Genomic DNA, 17,727 nt, shown 5'->3' on the forward strand with positions numbered 1-17,727 from the left:
TTGACGATCAGTACTTGTTTCATGGTTGGCGGCGAAACCTTTTCCGGGGCAAGCTGGCCGGGTCGGATACAGAGGTTTCCAGTTATGTCACGCATACCTTATCAGTTTCGAACCGGGGTACTTGCGCTTGCGCTTGTGAGTCTTTCGCCCTGCATGGCGCTGGCCGAGGACCCTCTGGTTGTGCAGGCGATGCGCGCCGAGCAGGTCGAGACCCGGCAGCACCTGTCCCTTACAGGGGAGATTTCTGCGCGTGAGATGGTGCAGACGGCCTTTCCGACCGGTGGCCGTATCGCCGAGATTGCCGTGGAAGATGGCGATCGGGTGAAGGCGGGAGAGGTGCTGGCGCGGATCGAGAAGGTGCAGCAAGAGCAATCGCTGCGCGCCGCCGAGGCCCAGCTGGCGGCGACGCGTGCCGAATATGACGCGGCTCAGGATGCGGATCGCCGCCAGACCGCGCTGTTGGAACGCGGCGCGACGACCCGGGCGGCACGCAACGCGGCGGCTGATCGCTTTGCGGCGGCAGTAGCGCGACGGGCGCAGGCCGAGGCCGAATTGCAGCAGGCCCGCGACGCGCTTGAGGACACCGTCATCCACGCGCAGAACGATGCCACCGTGATCCGCAAGCTGGCCGAGCCGGGACAGGTTGTCGGCGCGGCGCAGCCTGTACTTGAACTTGCGCTGGGGGAGGGGCTTGATGCGATCTTCAATGTGCCCGAGCAAAAAATGCTTGGCACATCGGAAGCTGAGAGGCCGACCATAATTCTTTCCCCGATCGACCGGCCCAACGTGCAAGTGCCCGGTATCGTGCGTGAAATCTCTCCTTTGGTCGATCCGGCGACGGGCACGGTTCAGGTCACCGTCGGGCTGGAGGAACCGCTGCCGGGTCTAAGCTATGGCGACACCGTGCGCGGGACGAGCCAGCCGCTGGAAGGCCGCAGCGTCGTTTTGCCTTGGTCTACAGTGACCGCGAATGACGAAGGGACCGCAGTCTGGGTGATCGACCCGGCGACCAGCGCCGTTTCGCTGCGCGGTATCGAGGTGAAACGCTACACCAGCGATTCCGTCCTGCTGGAAAGCGGTGTGGAGGAGGGCGAACTGGTGGTGAGCAAGGGCGCGCAACTGCTTTATCCGGGCCGGATCGTCGCCCCGCAGGAGGATCTCTGATGCGGGTTCTTTCACTGCTCCTGTTGCTGCTGTCCGGCGCGGCTGTGGCCCAGGAGGCCCATGCCCCCCGCCCGGTGGTCACGGAAATCGTTTCGCCGCAGTCGGGGCTGGCTTCGAACTGGGTGGGAACGGTCACAGCGCCAAGCGAGATCGACCTTGGTTTCCTGCGGCTTGGCACGCTGGCCGAACGCGTCGTCGATGTGGGCGACACGGTTTCAAAGGGCGACGTGCTTGCCCGGCTCGACGCGAGCGACCTGCAGGCGCAGCTTCAGGCGGCGCAGGCCGGGGTAAGCATCGCCGAGGCCAATCTCCACACTGCGACCGATGCCTATGAGCGGGTCAAGACATTGGCGGACCGGGGCGTGACAAGCGCCTCGGCGCTGGAGGACACGCAGAACGATCTGTCTGCCGCGCGCGCGGCGCTGGATCAGGCCCGCGCCGAAGCGGCCCGCGCCGAGGACGCGCGCGACTATGCCAACCTGCGCGCGCCGATTGATGGTGTGGTGACAACGGTCAGGGCCGAACCGGGGGCGACGCTGGATGCTGGGCAGGCGCTGATGACGATTGCCGCCACGGGCGGGCGCGAGGTGGTGATTTCGCTTAGCGAAGAGGATGCTGCGGGCATGGCGGAGAGCGCGGCCTTTTCCGTGCGGCTTTTGGCCAATCCGGACGTGCGGTCCAGGGCAGTGCTGGATCGGATCGATCCGGTCACCCAACGCGCCAGCCGCACCCGCAGCGCTCATCTGACACTTGACCCCGAAGCGCCCGAGGCGTTTCGGCTGGGTACGCTGGCGACGGTGACCCTGTCGACGCATCAGGCGGCGGTCACCACCCTGCCGACGCGCGCGCTGATAGCGGGAAGCGAACCGCCGACGGTCTGGCGCGTCCATCCGGACAGCCGCGAAGTCGAACAGGTGAGCGTCAAAACCGGCCCGGTGGCGGGCGGGCGTGTCGTGATCCTCTCTGGCGTGGAGACGGGCGATGAAATCGTGATCCGGGGCGTGAACCTGCTTGAACCCGGACATGTAGCGGGGCGGCGCATCGCGCCAAGGACCATTCCCGGAGGGACACAATGAGCGATTTCAACCTGTCGGACTGGGCGCTCAAGCACCGGTCATTCGTGTGGTTCCTGATGATCGTGAGCCTTGTCGCCGGGGCCATGGCCTATGTGCAGATCGGCCGAGAGGAAGATCCGAATTTTGCGATCAAGACGATGGTCGTTTCGGCGGCGCTGCCGGGGGCATCAGTCGTCGAGACGCTGAATCAGGTCACGGACCGGATTGAGAAAAAGCTCGAGGATCTGGACGAGCTGGACAAGACGCGGTCCATCACCCGGCCGGGGCAGGCGGTGGTCTATGTCGAACTGCTCGACACGACCCGGGCCAAGGACCTTCCGGAAATCTGGCAGCGTGTGCGCAACATGATGGCCGATATCCGGGGAGAATTTCCGGCCGAATTCGCGGGCTTCCAGTTCAACGACCGGTTCGGCGACGTGTTCGGCAATCTTTACGCCTTTACCTCGGATGGCTTCACCCCCCGCGAGGTGCGCGACTACGTCGAGGAAGTGCGCCGCGCGGTGCAGGCGCTGCCGGATTCCGGCAAGGTCGAAATCTATGGCACGCGCGATCAGGTGGTGTATCTCGAATTCTCGCCCGAGCGGCTGGCGGCTCTGGGGTTGAGCCAGGCGCAGGTGCAGCAGACGCTTGCCGCGCAGAACGCGATTTTACCCTCGGGCGAGATCGACGCCGGATCGGAACGGATCATGGTGCGGGTCGGCGGTGCGTTCAATTCGGCACAAAGCGTGCTGGACGTAAACCTGCGTGTCGATGACCAGTTCTTTCGCCTGACCGACGTGGCCGATATCCGTCTCGATTACGAAGACCCGCCCGCCGAACTGTTCCGTTTCAACGGCAAGGAGGCCATAGGGCTGGCTATCGGCATGCGCGAAGGCGCCAATATTGTCGATTTCGGCGAAGAGCTGAGCGTAGTGATGGAAGAGGTCGAGGCCAATCTACCCATCGGTATCCAGATCGACCATATCGCGGATCAGCCCGAAGTGGTGGACGAGGCGGTCGGCCATTTCATTCAGGCGCTGGTCGAGGCGGTTGTGATCGTACTGGCCGTGAGTTTCGTGAGCCTTGGCTTGCGGGCCGGTCTAGTTGTGACGCTGACCATTCCTCTTGTGCTCGCGATTACCTTTGTGGTGATGCATTACGCCGGCTTCACCCTGCAGCGGATTTCGCTCGGGGCGCTTATTATCGCGCTGGGGTTGCTGGTGGATGACGCGATGATCGCGATTGAGACGATGATCTCACGGCTTGAAATCGGCGAGTCGCTCACCAAGGCGGCGAGTTTCGCGTGGACCTCGATTGCCTTCCCGATGCTCTCGGGCACGTTGGTGACGGTGGCCGGTTTCATCCCGATCGGTTTGAACAACTCTGCGGCGGGGGAATTCACCTTTTCGCTTTTCGTGGTGATTGCCGTGTCGCTGCTGGTCAGCTGGATCGTGGCGGTTTTGTTTGCGCCGCTGCTGGGCGTGACGCTGTTGCCGTCGAAGATGAAACATCACGAGGCAGGACCGGGGCGGGTGCGGCGCCTGTTCCACCGGGTGCTGCGTACGGCGATGCGGTTCCGCTGGGTGACTATCGCCATCACGCTGGCCGCGTTCGGCGCGTCGGTCTGGGCGATGCAATTCGTCGAGAACCAGTTTTTCCCGTCCTCTGACCGGCCCGAACTGCTGGTCGATTTCACCCTGCCGCAGAATGCGTCGATCATCGAAACGAGGGCCGAGATGGACCGGTTCGAAGAGGCGCTTAAGGGGCATGAGGACGTGCTGTTCTGGTCTTCTTACGTGGGGCGCAGCGCGCCGCGTTTCATCCTGTCTTACGAGGTCCTGACAGCAGGTCCGAATATTGGGCAGATCGTGATCCAGACACCGGGCGTCGAAGCGCGCGACCGTTTGCGCGCGGAACTGGTCGAATTGACCGAAACGCAATTTCCCGGCGTCGACATATTCGTGAAGCTGCTGGAGATCGGCCCGCCCGTCGGACGTCCGGTTCAGTTCCGCATCACCGGCCCTGAGATCGATGTGCTGCGCGATCATGCGCGCGATCTGGCGGCGCTGGTGGCGTCGGATGCACGGACGGCCAACGTGGTGATGGACTGGAACGAACCGTCACGGGTGGTTCGGGTCGATATCCTTCAGGACCGGCTGCGGCTATTGGGGCTGACCTCGCAGGATGTGGCGACCTCGCTTAGTGCGATCTATGACGGGATCGGCGTCACCGAGATCCGGGATGGCACCTATCTTGTCGATCTGATCGCGCGGGGCGGACCCGAGACGCGCTCCTCTATCGATGCGCTGACGAACCTTCAGCTTGGCGCCAGCAATGGCGTGGCGATCCCGCTCTCTTCGGTCGCGGTGTTCCGGTATGACACGGAGCAGCCGGTGATCCGGCAGGAAAACCGGATGCCGACGATCATCGTGCAGGCGGCCATTTCGACCAAGGACCAGCCCGCGACCATCGTCGATGCGCTGGCCCCCAAGGTGGCCGAGTTCAACGAGGGGCTGCCTTTCCGCTACGAGGTCACGGTTGGCGGGACGGTTGAATCCAGCGCCGAAAGTCAGGCCCCGATTGCCGCGGTGGTGCCACTGATGCTGCTGATCATGGCCGCGCTGGTGATGATGCAGATGCAGAGCTTTCGCAACGCGCTGGTGGTCTTTGCTGCCGCGCCTCTGGGACTGATCGGCGTTGTCGCCGCGCTTTTGCCATCGGGTGCGCCGCTGGGCTTTGTCGCGATCCTTGGCGTGCTGGCCCTGATCGGTATCCTGATCCGGAATTCGATCATTCTCGTGCATGAAATTGACATCCAGCGGGAACACGGGCTGTCGGCATGGGATGCGGTTTTCAACGCCTCTGACAGCCGCGCGCGGCCTATATTGCTGACTGCCGCCGCGGCAAGCCTTGCTTTGATCCCCATATCCCGGCAAATATTCTGGGGACCGATGGCCTATGCCATGATGGGAGGGATCATCGCGGGGACAATCGTTACGCTTGTCTTTGTTCCGGCCCTTTATCTGGCGGTTCATCGGGTCCGGAGACCGGAGAGCACGGGATAATCCAGTGGCAAGAATAAAGTTGCTTTATTTTTGTATCAATTGCGCTGTATCACCTGACATCGGATTTCGGTTTCCATTCCTGGAAGCGTGAAAGTTTCCTTTAGCTTGCGTGGGGAAGTCGCGACGTAGATGTTAAGGCGTCAACCGGATCACAGGGATCCACTTAGTTTTCTTGCGGGGTCCGGTGAAATGGCGCGCCGCATCCGCGAATTCAACTGGGCGGACCATCCCTTCGGACGGCCTGAAACCTGGCCACAATCCCTGCGCTCGGCCGTTGGTATCTGTCTGCACTCGGCTTTTCCGACAGCAATCTACTGGGGATCAGAGCTTAGGCTGATCTACAACGATGCCTGGTCGCATATTCCGGGCCCGCGCCATCCGGCGGCCTTAGGGCAACCGGCCAAGGAAGTCTGGTCGGATATCTGGCATATCATCGAGCCGCAGTTCTCGCAGGTCATTGAAAAAGGGGCCGGCCTCTCGCTTTCCGACCAGTTGCTGCCGATGGAACGCTTCGGTTATCCCGAAGAGACCTACTGGAGCTACAGCTTCACTCCGATTCACGAAGAGGATGGCGGCATTGGCGGGGTCTTTAACTCGGGCATGGAAACGACGCGCGATGTACTGATCCAGCGGCAGATGCAATTCGTGCTGCATCTTGAGGAACAGCTTGCAACGCTGTCCGAGCCGGTCGAAATCCGCCGGCACATGATGCGGATGCTTCAAAAGATGCTGGCGCCGGTCGAGATCGGGCTTTGTCTGTTCGACAGCAAGGGGCAGGGCGAGGTTCTGGCGGCAGAGCCGGGGGTCGAATACCCGATGCCCGACGAACTCTGGGCCTGGGCGAAACGAGACTTTCTGGACGGTCGGGCGCTGGTGCTGCATGACGTTGCCAGCGAGAGCGCGTTCGCGAGTTTTGACATGCCCGAGCGGTTTCGGACGGGCGGCTTTCTGGCTGTGCCGCTTGTTCGAGGGGGAATCGTGCGGGCAGTTCTTTTCGCGCATTGTTCGACCACGTGCCACTGGAACGCCTTCGACGAGGCGGCGCTGGAAAAGTGCCTCGAGGTGTCTGACAAATTCGTCGAACTCGCGATTGCAATCGAGCGCGAAGAAACCATCAAGCGCGAAGTGGATCACCGGGCCAAGAACCTGCTGGCGATCGTCCGTTCCGTCGTGCGCCAGACCACGGCCAAGGACGTGCCGACGTTCCGGGCGCAGGTCAACGACCGGCTGACGGCGCTGGCGCGGGTGCATTCGATGCTGGCGGCGTCGAACTGGACCGAGATCGAACTGATGGATCTGATCTCGCAAGAGCTGGCGCCCTATGGCGCGGACAAGGCGAAACGCATCTGCGTCAAGGGGCCAAGTATCCGGTTGAACGCGCAGGATGCGCAGACCATTTCTCTGATGGTGCATGAACTTACAACCAACGCAGCCAAGTATGGTGCGCTGTCACGGCTGGACGGGCAGTTAACCATTGGCTGGGAGATAGACGCCGAAGGATCGCTGATGTTTTCGTGGGAAGAGAATTGCCCGGGCTTTGACCCCAGCGCTGTCTTGGACAGCGCGCCGGGTTTCGGATCGGTCCTGTTGAACCGGGTCGCCGAGCGGCAGATGGGCGGAAAGCTCGACCGCCACGCGGCGCCGGGCGTATTGCGCTATCGCTTGTCGATCCCGGCAGACAGCGCTTCGCGGCTGGGCGCGACGATGTCGAGCGGCGAGCCCAAGCAAAAGGGATATGGCGGCGAGAAATCGGTGTTGATCGTCGAGGATGAAATCATCGTCGCCTTCGATCTCGAAGAGATGGTGGGCGAGATGGGACATCGCGTGTTCGGCGTCGCGTCTTCGCTGGACGGGGCGCTTGCGAAAATTTCGCAAGGACGTCCGGATATAGCGATCCTTGACCTTAATCTCAGCGGTGAATCCTCGCTCCCTCTGGCCGAGAAGCTGGCCCGCAACGGCGTCCCGATCATCTATTCCACCGGGTATGAGGTGGTGGACGGTTTGCCCGGTATGCCGGAAGCTGCCCGGATCGTGCAAAAGCCGATGGCTCAGGAAGATCTGGCACGGACCATCGCCGATCTGACAGGGCAGCCTAATTAGAGCGGGATGCGTGACGCGGCGGTTCGATGGACGCCGGACGGCAAACGGTGGTTGTAAAAACGAAAAGCTCAGGAGTTTTCCTGAGCTTTTCGTTTTCATCGCGATCCGATGAATAATGAATCTTGAGAGCTAGTGAGAACGCTCGGCGTTTTCGTCCGCGTTCTTGGCGAGCAGTTCCATGAGGCAGTTGCCAAGCTGACGGCCATTGGTCGGCTTCGGGCAAAAGGCCGCATCCGGGAAGGAGGCCGAAATCTGGTCTTCAAGCGCATGACCCGAATGGAAGATGATCTGCGTGCCGCGCTTTTCGAGTTCGCGGGCCAGAGGGAATACCTCACCGTCTTTAACGCGCACATCAAGTATCGCTGCGTCAGGCCGTTCGTTTTCAAGGATTTTGAGACCATCACGCACGCTCGCGCACTGGCCGACGACGTCGTAGCCAAGATCCTCCATCATGAACATGATGTCCATCGAGACGATGATTTCGTCTTCGCAGATGAGAACTTTTATTTTGTCTTCTTTTGCCATCTGAATGTCATGTGCCATAATTCAATCTCATTTCTCTTCCGTTCGGTGAGGCGTCTACGGAGACGCTTCCGTCAAGTTGATCCGCAGCAATCTGGACCAGCATTGAACCGAACCCTGCTTTTTGCTCTCCATGTTCAAATTCGTCGGAATAGGATTCGTTCCATAATATCTCTAATTTCCCTTTAACGGGTGCTTCCCAGGACACATGCAGAATGCCTTCAATCGGCCCAAGGACGCCGTATTTCGCTGCATTTGTAGCCCATTCATGCAGAATAAGCGACAGAGGTGACAAATCGCCGCTGTCTACTGTGACATTCGGACCCTTCATGTCGTAGCGGTCTTCGCCGGCATAGGGTGACAGTGTTGCCTCGATCACATCCCTCAGGCTGACAGGGGCACCGCTTTGCTGCTGGCTGAGATTGTGCGACCGCGCCAGCGCGGCCACACGGGTTTCCACGCCTTCGACAACTTCGCCCACCGTGGTCGCGGAGCGGCCCACAAGCCGCAGCATGCCCGAGATTATCGAGAACATGTTCTTCACGCGATGGTTCATCTCGCGCAGCATCAGCTCGCGAATACGCGCCGCTTCGTTCTGTGCGGTGACATCCGAGATCACCCCGAGCAAACGGAACACTCGGCGCGGTCCATCGGCGCGACCGTAGAGCCGGATTTCGCGGCTCTGGCCGTCGGCTTCCTGCAGGGTGACGGTCACATCGAGTTCGTCCTGCTGCGAGATATCCTCGAAGGCGTCGGACAAAATCTTCTGATTTTCCTTGTCGAGCGACTTGGCCGCCTCTTCCAGGGGAAGGTCCTCTGGCGATTTTTCCGGCAGGCCGAGCAGGGCCTTGCTGGTCTCGTCAAGGCGCAGCATCTGCGTTGAGGGTATGAACTCCCAGACGCCAAGCTCGGTGACTTCGAGCGCAAGCCGCAGGCGGTCGCCTTCCTCGGCAAGGGCCTGTTCGAGCCGGAGTTCCTGCGTCAGGTTCGTGAACACCAGAGTGGCACCGTCGATACTATCGTCAGAGCCCTTGTAGGGCGTGACCAGCAATGACCATGTGGTGCCGCCGGTCATGTCGCGGACGTGCAGGGACTTGGCCTCGCCGCCGTTGATCACGTCGGTCGTGGCCTGAATGATTTCGCCGTTTTCCAGAACAACGCTGCTGACTTCGTTCAGCGGCCGCCCCCGGTCGCCGCGGCGGAACGGATAAATTTCAAGGATCGCCTCGGTGTAGTTGCGGATGTGCAGGTTGCTGTCCACCACCACCAGCGGCAGCGCTGTGGAGGAAAAGAAGTTGTGCAGGTCGGCATTGGCGACAGAAAGCTGATCGACCTTTGATTTCAGCTCGTCGTTGACGGTGGCGAGTTCCTCGTTTGTCGATTGAAGCTCTTCGTTCATCGACATCATTTCTTCGTTCGAGCTTTTCAGCTCTTCATTTGCGGTCTCGAGTTCCTCGACCGTGATATGCAGGCGGGCGCGGGTCGAGCGCAGATCTTCCTCGAGGCTCTGAACATGGCTGTCCGACGGGTTCAGTTCCTCGATATCGGCGTCGTCGATCGCTTCGAATTTCTCGCGGTCCTGAAAGATCAGCAGCGTGGTGCCATCGCTCAGGCCCTCGGCAATCAGGTCAAGCTGCTGCTGGCCGAATTCGGAGCGGGCGCTGAGATCGCGGGTGACGGCGCGCTTGCCGGGTTCCGGGCCGCGCCGGATCAGGGCCGAGACGGCCTCGCGCAGGCCGGGGCGGGCCAGCGACTGGATGTGCTGGGCGGATTCCGAGCCGGGTTCGAGGGCGAGATACTTGCTGAGGCGGCCGGTGGAACCAAGGATCTTGCCCGCGGCGGTGACGTGCACAGTCGCCGGTGCGTACGCCTGCAGGATGCGGTCTGCAGCGATGCCACGCTGCCATGTCACGCGCGTCGCTTCCCGGTCGTCACGAGCGGAATCACGGTAGTCATTGTCTGAACTACGTTTGCCACGCAGATGCAGCGGATAATCGGAATCGCCATCCTTGCGACGGAAGAGCCGTGCGCTCTGATCGAGCGTTGCAAAGGCAGAGTCGAACCGGCCGATGGTTTCGGACGGGCCAAGGAACAGGGTGCCGCCGGGCCGGATCGCGTAGTGAAAGACGGGCAACGCATTGGATTGCAGCTTGTCACCGAAATAGATCAGCAGGTTGCGGCACGAAAGCAGGTCGATGTTCGAAAGCGGGGGGTCGCGCACCACCGAGTGCAGCGAAAAGCGGATCATGTCCCGGATGCGCGAATTGATCTGGAACTTGCCTTCGCGGGCAATCGTGTAGAGTTCTCGCATCTCCTCCGGAATATCCGCAAGTGCCGCGATTGGGTAAAGTCCCTGCCGAGCAATTGTCAGCATCTGTTCGTCAATGTCGGTGGCGAAAATCTGGATCGAGATGGATTTTTGCTGAAGCCGGACTTCCTCGGAGAACAGCATCGCGATGGAATAGGCTTCCTCGCCGCTGGAACAGCCGGGCACCCAGACGCGGATTTCCTCGCCCTTATTGTCACGTACCAGAGGTTCAATCACCTCGTTTCTCAGGACTTCGAAATGTTCGCTATCGCGGAAAAAGCGGGTGACGTTGATCAGGAGTTCGCGGAACAACGTCTCGCATTCTTCCTGATCCGTTTTGAGGCGTTCGAGATATTCGTTGCCATCCTGAAGGTCGAGTACCTGGATGCGCCGTTCGATCCGGCGCACAAGGGTTGAGGGTTTGTAATCGGTGAAATCGTGGCCGACGACCTTGTAGAGCTGATCGCAGATATCGCTGATACATTCCGCAACCGTGCGCGACAGGACAGGGTCGCCCTGCGCCAGCGATTTGTGAGCATAGAACTGCGTGATCGTATCGACGATCTGATCGGGGCGACGCACGAAGTCTACCATGCGTGTCGCCTTGGCCGCGTTGGGCATGCCGTCATAGCGCGCCGTTTCCGGCGTCTGGGCAATGCACAGCCCGCCGTGTTCCTTGATCGCGCGCAGGCCCGAACTGCCGTCTGCCCCGGTGCCGGACAGGATAACGCAGGCGGCATAGCGCCCCTGATCCAGCGCGAGGCTTTCGAAAAAGTCGTCGATCGGACGGCGCAGCCCGCGCGGCTGGGCGAATTCCGTCAGCTCCAGCACGCCCTCATGGATCGTAAGCCCGTGCCCCGGCGGAATGATATAGACCTTGCCAGCCTCTACCTTTTCACCGCCCGATACCTGTTGCGCGTCAAGCGCCGTCTGCCGGCCGAGAAGCTCGGCCAGAAGGCTTTCGTGGTTCGGGTCGAGATGCTGGATCACGACGTATGCGAGGTTGGTTTCGGGATTGGCGGAGGCCAGCATCTCGCGGATTGCTTCAAGCCCGCCCGCAGATGCCCCGATTCCGACGATACAAAGGCGACGATCGTCCTCGTCGACTGGGTCATTCATTCTACGCGGGTCTCTTGTTTAACTTTGGTTTCTTATTAGTTTTCTTCGTTCAGCGAGAGTTTTGCAACCGTGGCAATAGAATCCGCGAGGATTTCAGCAGAGCCCATCATTGCAAGGCCAAAGTCCCGGCCCACGGATTCCACATCGGTGATGCTCTTGCGCAAATTCCGGTCGTTTCTTTCGATTTCCGATCGCATCATCGCCGATCCGAGATTGAACTGCGAAGCGAGGATGAACTGGGTCTGGGCGCGGCGGTCGCGCAGGCGGCTCATGAAAACGAAATTGTGAAAGGTCGAGCCGTCCTTGCGGTAATTGAGGATCGGGAATCTGCCGCTGTCGACGCTGTCGTCGTGAATGAATTCATGCAGCGCGTCGATTGCGCTGGCCTTGGTGTCGGGCCCCTGAAGAAGACGGCAGTTCTTGCCGATGACATCATCCGGTTCGTAACCGGTCAGGTCGCAGAACGCCTTGTTCACCATTACAAGCGGTACATCTTCATTCTGCCGGGACAGGGCGAGTGCTACGCGGGATTTTTCAAAGTATTCGCTCAGGCTCTTGGGTAGCTCAGAGATATCGGAGGTCATTCGTACTGGTTTTCCCGGGCTGGGTGCCTGACGGTTGAGGCATCTGATTTCACTAGCAATAGGGTACAGGACCTGCCGACCGCAAGTCATCTGAACCCAATCCGGCGGAAACTAGAGCTTGTCGAGGATTAGTAAACGGCGGAAAAGATCCTTTTTGTACGTTTCTGCTCTTCGGTCCTAAACCTCGGTCACTAATACCGATTGGTTCACAAGGCTTGCAGCACCGCCGTAGATCGTCATGAAAGCGATGTCCGCCGCGTCGCGGCCCACCGATATCTTGGCAATTCCGTTCGGCTCGGTCATGCCGGTGGCGTCGATCAGGTGCCATGCGCCGCCAAGGTAAACTTCTGCCAGCGCGTGAAAATCCTGCGGTTTAACACCCAGTCCATAGCCCGATACCATGCGTGCAGGGATCGTCGAGGCCCGAACCAGCGTGATTACAAGATGAGCAAAATCACGGCAGACCCCCTGCCGGGCGACGAAAGTCTCCAGCGCGGTGGTCTGTGCGTCGCTGGTGCCGATCACGTAGGTCAGGTTGTTGCGCACCCAGTCCAGAATATCGAGAACGCGCTGACCGCCACTGCTCGCGCCAAAATTGTCCTCGGCGAATTTCTGGAAAAGATCTGACGGGCAATAGCGGGACGGCACGAGGTAGGGCATCACTTCCTCGGGCAGATTGCGCAGCAACATGGTCGGAAACGCCCGTATATCGGTATTGGGCCGCGTCACATCGATCAGCGCCGTATAGCGGCAGGAAAAGTTCTGCGCGACATGCGCCCAGACAAGGTTAGACGGCGCATCGCGGATCGTTAGCTGCGTGTCGGAGTAATAGGCATGATCAATCATCGTCTGGCGGTCGAAGTCGCCGACGCCGATTTGCAACAAGATATCCGCTGCCTGTGCCACGTCATATGCGAGGTCCACACTCACCGATAGCCGTCGGGCGGGACCGCTGGTGTCGCTCGACGTTTCGGAATGTTCTGAGTTGGATGACATGGATGCTCCTGTCGGGGCTGAAGTGGACGGACACTACGAGGCGTCAGGTCGGTGTGGATTCACGCGGTTGCTTTTCGCTTTCGTCATGCACCGGTTCGGAGGCGAAATCACCCAAGAATCGCGCGAGCGTCTGCATGTTTTCCATTTCGTCGCAGGCAATCTTTATCACGATCAGAACGGGCAGGGCCACGATCATGCCAATGACCGACCAGATCCACGCGAAAAAGGCCACCGTAAGGAACACGACGGTGGTGTTGAGCCGCATCCGGCGCGAGATCACCATTGGCGTCACGAACTGGCCTTCGATCGAGGTCAGAAGGATGTAGGTGATGAACACGCCCGCCGTGGGCCAGAGCCCATCAAGGCTTATGAATGCGACCGCGGCGGCGATACAGGCGCCGAGCAGACCGCCAAGGTAAGGCACGAAGTTCAGCGCGAACCCCATCAGGCCGAAAAGGATCGCGCCGGGCATGTTCCACAACATCATGGCGATGCCGATGGAGACGCCAAGCCCTGCGTTGATCAGAGCGATACCCCCGAGGTAGTGGCCAAGCCGGTCTTCGATGGTATGGAGCACGGCAACAGCCTTTCGCTTGTCGCGAAAGCGACGAAGGCTTTGCACCGTTTTCGTCAGAAAGAGATCGCCAGAGGCGACAAGAAAGAATAGCAGGATCAGCGCCATCAGCACCTGGCTGGCAAACGACGGTGCCATGCTCATGATTGTGCCGACAACGCCAGCGTCGGAGACGACAGTGACCTCCACCGGCTTTTCCTCGTCCTCGTCGACGATATCCTTGGCAGCCTTGGTGGCCTCGTTCAGTGCTTCGATCGGGCCGCCCGTAGCGTTAACCTTTTCGTTGATCTGTTTCACCATCTCCGGCAGGTCGCGCATCATCTCGGCAGCGGGCGTGCTGAGCTGGAACGCCACCACGGCCAGGCCGACCCCCATCAACCCGGTGAAAAGCGCGGCCGAAATGGGAGAGGGCACACCGATCCGCGCAAGCAGGCGGCGCGGCCTGTTGAGAACCAGATAGCCAAGAAAGGCTGCTGTGACAGGGATGAGGAAATCGCTGGCCCAGACCAGCGTGTGCAGAAGCAGTATGAGGAAGATGCCCCTGACGGGCCATTTCAGACCATGAGTTGAGGGACGCACCGGTCCCTGAAACTCGGGGGAAGGCTGGCTCGGTGGCTTGCTTTCCATGTAATGCCTTCCGTTTGGCTATGTCTCCCGGTCCGGGATCGGTTCAGGCCGTCTCACCTGTGGTGACCTTACGCGCCGGGGACCCTTTGGGTTCCGGTTCCGCGGCGTCGGCCCGTTTCTGCGCCCGGATGGTTTCGATCTCGGCGTTCAGTTCAGCCCCGAGCAGCACGATGAACGCTGAAATCCAGAGCCACATCAGCAGGACCACGATGCCGCCCAATGCGCCGAAACTTTCGTTGTAAGATCCGAAATTGCTGACGTAGAAAGCGAACCCGGCCGATGCGATGATCCACAGGGAGCACCCCACAACAGCACCGACAGAGGCCCATGACCATTGCGGGCGACGTCGGGACGGCCCGAACCGATAGAGAAGGGAAAGCCCGAAGATCGTCATGAAGAAAATTGTGACGAGCGTCAGTATGGAAATCAGTAGTGACCAGCCCGGACCGAAGTCCATGAAAGACAGAAATGCGGGAATAGCCGTTGTTGCCAGCAGTCCAAGAAGTATGCCGATGATCAGGAAGACCGTCAGCACGAGATTGATCAGCGTCAGCACGATAAGCCCGCGCTTTTCCCGCTGGTTATAGGCGACATTCATGCCTTTGATCAGGCTGCCCATTCCGCGCGAGGCCGAATAGATCGCCAACAGAATGCCGAGTATCGCCGTCAGACCAAGCCCGCTTTGACGGCTGCCCGCAACGGAAGTTGCCTGATCGGTGATGATTTCGACCGCCTGATCCGGCATCAGTCCTTCGAGATGGTCGATCTGGGTAACGATCTCGGTCGGATCGACGACCAGCCCGCTAATCGCCATCATCGCCGTGATCGCCGGGAACAGCGCGAGAAGGGCGTAAAAGGCGACACCTGCCGCCAATAGCCCGATCTGGTCATCAATGATCTTGTCCTTGATCCGCCAGCCGAGGCGCGTCCATTCCCGGAAACTCAGGCGGATCGGAAAGCCGGCATTTGGCGGAGGGGGCATATCATGTCCTTGCTACCCTGCGGTTCGAGACTTGCTCGTCCGAATGGGCCCGGATCAGAATACAAAGCCCACAATGGCCAGAACGACGACGACAAGACCAACCAGATAAATGATGTTATGCATTTTGACTCTCCTTTGTATCGAAGAGTCAACTTATTGCGGTTGCAAGAGGTTCCCTGCCGGTTTGCAGGCGCCCCGGTCAGGGTCGGCGCGGCGGGGTGCTGCCCCGGTCGTTCGGGCGGGCCCGCTTGCCGGGTTTGGAACCGCCGGGCTTTCCGGCACCGGGCCGGGCGCGGCCGGGTTTGCCATCCGGACGGGGCATGCGTTTCGAGGTGTCCGAGGCGTCAAAGCGCGGTTTGCGCTCGGCGCTCTTGCTATCGCCCTGATCGGCCTTGTCGCGCGCGGGGCGGGCAGTGAACTTGCCGCCGGGTTTGCCCGCCGGTTTGCCGAAACCGGGCTTGCCACCTGGTTTTCCGCCGGGCTTGGCACCGGGCTTTCCGGCTGGCTTGCCCTTGTGCTTGTTATCCGGCCTGCCTGCCGGCGCGTCGTGCCGGTCGGCATCGGGCTTGCGCTTGGAGGGTTTCGAAATTGTGTGGTTTATTGGCTTTTCTTCGGCCGGGGCACGATCCTTTGGGGCCTTGTCAAAGCTGCGGCGCGGCTTGTCCGACGGACCTTTGCGTTGGGGCGGGCGATCATTGCCGGGTTTGCCCTGCGCCGGGGGCGGACCATCGGCGCGGCGCATCTTGACGCCTGCCTCAAGCTCGCCGCCTTCGCCGATGCGTTCGATAAATGGCGCGGCGCTGGTTTCGGTCAGTTCGACCAGCGTTTCGTTCTGTTGAACGCGGATCGCGCCGATGTCGTCCTTTTGGAGATCGCCCGCCCGCAGCAGAAGCGGCAGAAGCCAGCGCGCCTCGGCCCGGTCATCGCGCCCAACCGAAAGGCTGATCCATGTGCTCGGACCAAAGGGCTTGCGTTCGCGCGGAGCCGGGGCGGCATCGGGCGGCGACAGATCCTCGGGCGCGGACTGGCGTGTCTGGTACAGACGGAAATAGGCGGCGGCGATTTTCTCGGGGGCGTGCAGGGCCAGCAGTTTTCCCGCGAATTCCTGTTCAAAGGCGGTGTTTTCGTCGCTCCAGACCGGATCGGCCAGCAGGCGTTCCTCGTCGCTGCGGCGAATGTCATCCGCCGAAGGCGGTACCGTCCATTCAGCCTGGATCTTGGCGAATTTCAGAAGACGTTCGGCTTTCTTGACGATCTTGGGCGTGACGATCAGCGCCGAGATCCCCTTGCGACCGGCGCGGCCCGTACGGCCCGAGCGGTGCAGCAGCGCCTCGGTGTTCGAGGGCAGGTCGGCATGGATGACCAGTTCGAGATTGGGCAGGTCGATGCCGCGCGCGGCCACGTCGGTGGCCACGCAGACGCGGGCGCGCCCGTCGCGCATCGCCTGAAGCGCATGGGTGCGTTCGGCCTGGCTGAGTTCGCCCGAAAGGCTCACCACCGAGAAGCCCCGGTTGGCAAAACGGGCGGCAAGGCGGTTCACCGCCGCGCGGGTGTTGGCAAAGACCAGCGCGTTCTGGGCATCGTGATACCGCAACACGTTGATGATCGCGTTTTCCGCGTCGTTCTGCGCCACGCGCAGCGCCTGATACGTGATGTCGGCGTGCTGGCTGGCACTGCTTATGGTGCTGACACGTTCGGCATCGCGCTGGTACTGCTCGGCCAGCTTGGCGATCATTGGCGAAACGGTGGCCGAGAACAGCAGGGTGCGGCGGTCTTCCGGCGCTTCGGCCAGCATGAATTCGAGATCTTCGCGGAAGCCGAGATCAAGCATCTCGTCCGCTTCGTCCAAAACGATCGCGCGCAGGGCGGACATGTCGAAGGAGCCGCGCTGGATATGGTCGCGCAGACGGCCGGGCGTGCCGACGACGATATGCGCGCCGCGTTCCAGCGCGCGGCGTTCGTCGCGCATGTCCATGCCGCCGACGCAAGAGACAACCCGCGCCCCGGCCTGGGCGTAAAGCCAGCCGAGTTCGCGCATCACCTGCAGCGCCAGTTCGCGGGTCGGCGCGACGATCAGCGCCAGCGGCGCGGCGGCGGGGCCAAGCGTTTCGGCATCGCCCATCAGCGTCCGCGCAATGGCAAGGCCGAACCCGACGGTCTTGCCCGATCCGGTCTGCGCCGAAACCAGCAGGTCGCGGTCCTGCAATTCGGGGGCGGTGACGGCCTCTTGAACCGAGGTGAGGGTGTCATAGCCGCGTTCGGCCAACGCATCGGCAATCGTCTGGATCATGGAAGTGTCGTTTCGTGAAAGAGGTGGCGGGCACGCCCGATAGGGTTTCGGCGCGCCGAAGAAGAGCCTCCCTAACGCTCTGGATTGGGAAAGTACATGCCTAATTCGTGTCAACCTTTGCGCCTTGTGGCCGCAGGGCGGGGACGGGCCGGTTTGCCACATTCGCCGAGAAAGCTGGGCAGAAATTCGCCGGATCGGGGCGGATCGACCGGCGCAATTCGCCTTGTTTTCAGGCCGTTTCGCCTGTCGGCAGGCATCGGGCGGCGCAGATCGCGACAGGTCCAAGAATTGCCTTGCCTGCGCCACATCCGCCCCCTATCCCTCGGTCTCAACCAAGGACA

11 protein-coding genes are annotated in these 17,727 nt (G+C 61.0%); 4 read left to right on the plus strand and 7 right to left on the minus strand.

Annotated features, from left to right (window positions below; all coding sequences use genetic code 11):
- Nucleotides 1-84: 84 nt before the first annotated feature.
- The 4 genes from MF268_RS11670 to MF268_RS11685 all read left to right on the plus strand — a co-directional run bounded on the left by MF268_RS11670 (nucleotide 85) and on the right by MF268_RS11685 (nucleotide 7,384).
- On the plus strand, nucleotides 85-1,164 hold the full coding sequence (locus tag MF268_RS11670) for an efflux RND transporter periplasmic adaptor subunit (protein WP_238371032.1): 1,080 nt from the start codon (nucleotides 85-87) through the stop codon (nucleotides 1,162-1,164).
- Entirely contained in the window at nucleotides 1,164-2,240 is a 1,077-nt protein-coding gene (locus MF268_RS11675; protein WP_238371033.1) for an efflux RND transporter periplasmic adaptor subunit, read from the plus strand. The genes MF268_RS11670 and MF268_RS11675 overlap by 1 nt, the downstream gene beginning before the upstream one ends.
- On the plus strand, nucleotides 2,237-5,284 hold the full coding sequence (locus MF268_RS11680) for an efflux RND transporter permease subunit (RefSeq protein WP_238371034.1): 3,048 nt from the start codon (nucleotides 2,237-2,239) through the stop codon (nucleotides 5,282-5,284). The genes MF268_RS11675 and MF268_RS11680 overlap by 4 nt, the downstream gene beginning before the upstream one ends.
- A 189-nt stretch (nucleotides 5,285-5,473) precedes the next feature.
- A complete protein-coding gene (locus MF268_RS11685; RefSeq protein ID WP_238371035.1) occupies nucleotides 5,474-7,384 on the plus strand; it encodes an HWE histidine kinase domain-containing protein in 1,911 nt (636 codons plus the stop codon).
- Between the two features lie 129 nt (nucleotides 7,385-7,513).
- On the opposite strand, the gene MF268_RS11690 is transcribed toward MF268_RS11685, so the two are convergent.
- The 7 genes from MF268_RS11690 to MF268_RS11720 form a co-directional block, all read right to left on the minus strand.
- Nucleotides 7,514-7,927, minus strand: coding sequence for a response regulator (locus MF268_RS11690; RefSeq protein WP_238371036.1), 414 nt, complete (start codon nucleotides 7,925-7,927; stop codon nucleotides 7,514-7,516).
- Entirely contained in the window at nucleotides 7,917-11,333 is a 3,417-nt protein-coding gene (locus tag MF268_RS11695) for a CheR family methyltransferase (protein WP_238371037.1), read from the minus strand. Before MF268_RS11695 ends, MF268_RS11690 begins: the two co-directional genes overlap by 11 nt.
- A 35-nt stretch (nucleotides 11,334-11,368) precedes the next feature.
- The gene (locus MF268_RS11700) at nucleotides 11,369-11,917 is read right to left on the minus strand and encodes a PAS domain-containing protein (protein WP_238371038.1); all 549 of its coding nucleotides are present in this window, start codon (nucleotides 11,915-11,917) and stop codon (nucleotides 11,369-11,371) included.
- Between the two features lie 177 nt (nucleotides 11,918-12,094).
- Nucleotides 12,095-12,913 carry a transglutaminase-like domain-containing protein gene (locus tag MF268_RS11705; protein ID WP_238371039.1) on the minus strand — a complete coding sequence of 273 codons (819 nt, stop codon included), beginning with the start codon at nucleotides 12,911-12,913 and terminating at the stop codon, nucleotides 12,095-12,097.
- A 43-nt stretch (nucleotides 12,914-12,956) separates the two neighbouring features.
- Nucleotides 12,957-14,114, minus strand: a complete 1,158-nt coding sequence (locus MF268_RS11710) for an AI-2E family transporter (protein ID WP_238371040.1) — start codon at nucleotides 14,112-14,114, stop codon at nucleotides 12,957-12,959.
- Between the two features lie 43 nt (nucleotides 14,115-14,157).
- Nucleotides 14,158-15,096 (minus strand): YihY/virulence factor BrkB family protein, encoded by a 939-nt coding sequence (locus tag MF268_RS11715; protein ID WP_238371041.1) that lies wholly within the window; start codon nucleotides 15,094-15,096, stop codon nucleotides 14,158-14,160.
- Nucleotides 15,097-15,295: 199 nt separating this feature from the next.
- Complete coding sequence (locus MF268_RS11720) at nucleotides 15,296-17,386, minus strand: DEAD/DEAH box helicase (RefSeq protein WP_238371042.1); 2,091 nt, start codon at nucleotides 17,384-17,386, stop codon at nucleotides 15,296-15,298.
- Between the last annotated feature and the right edge of the window lie 341 nt (nucleotides 17,387-17,727).

It is taken from the genome of Heliomarina baculiformis (genome assembly GCF_019966545.1).
GTDB classification, from domain to species: Bacteria; Pseudomonadota; Alphaproteobacteria; order Rhodobacterales; family Rhodobacteraceae; genus Heliomarina; species Heliomarina baculiformis.

What these genes read in the sequence shown, in the direction of transcription:
- MF268_RS11670 (WP_238371032.1), top strand. Translation starts at nt 85, where the DNA reads ATGTCACGCATACCTTATCAGTTTCGAACCGGGGTACTTGCGCTTGCG.
- MF268_RS11675 (WP_238371033.1), top strand. Translation starts at nt 1,164, where the DNA reads ATGCGGGTTCTTTCACTGCTCCTGTTGCTGCTGTCCGGCGCGGCTGTG.
- MF268_RS11680 (WP_238371034.1), top strand. Translation starts at nt 2,237, where the DNA reads ATGAGCGATTTCAACCTGTCGGACTGGGCGCTCAAGCACCGGTCATTC.
- MF268_RS11685 (WP_238371035.1), top strand. Translation starts at nt 5,474, where the DNA reads ATGGCGCGCCGCATCCGCGAATTCAACTGGGCGGACCATCCCTTCGGA.
- MF268_RS11690 (WP_238371036.1), bottom strand. Translation starts at nt 7,927, where the DNA reads ATGGCACATGACATTCAGATGGCAAAAGAAGACAAAATAAAAGTTCTC.
- MF268_RS11695 (WP_238371037.1), bottom strand. Translation starts at nt 11,333, where the DNA reads ATGAATGACCCAGTCGACGAGGACGATCGTCGCCTTTGTATCGTCGGA.
- MF268_RS11700 (WP_238371038.1), bottom strand. Translation starts at nt 11,917, where the DNA reads ATGACCTCCGATATCTCTGAGCTACCCAAGAGCCTGAGCGAATACTTT.
- MF268_RS11705 (WP_238371039.1), bottom strand. Translation starts at nt 12,913, where the DNA reads ATGTCATCCAACTCAGAACATTCCGAAACGTCGAGCGACACCAGCGGT.
- MF268_RS11710 (WP_238371040.1), bottom strand. Translation starts at nt 14,114, where the DNA reads ATGGAAAGCAAGCCACCGAGCCAGCCTTCCCCCGAGTTTCAGGGACCG.
- MF268_RS11715 (WP_238371041.1), bottom strand. Translation starts at nt 15,096, where the DNA reads ATGCCCCCTCCGCCAAATGCCGGCTTTCCGATCCGCCTGAGTTTCCGG.
- MF268_RS11720 (WP_238371042.1), bottom strand. Translation starts at nt 17,386, where the DNA reads ATGATCCAGACGATTGCCGATGCGTTGGCCGAACGCGGCTATGACACC.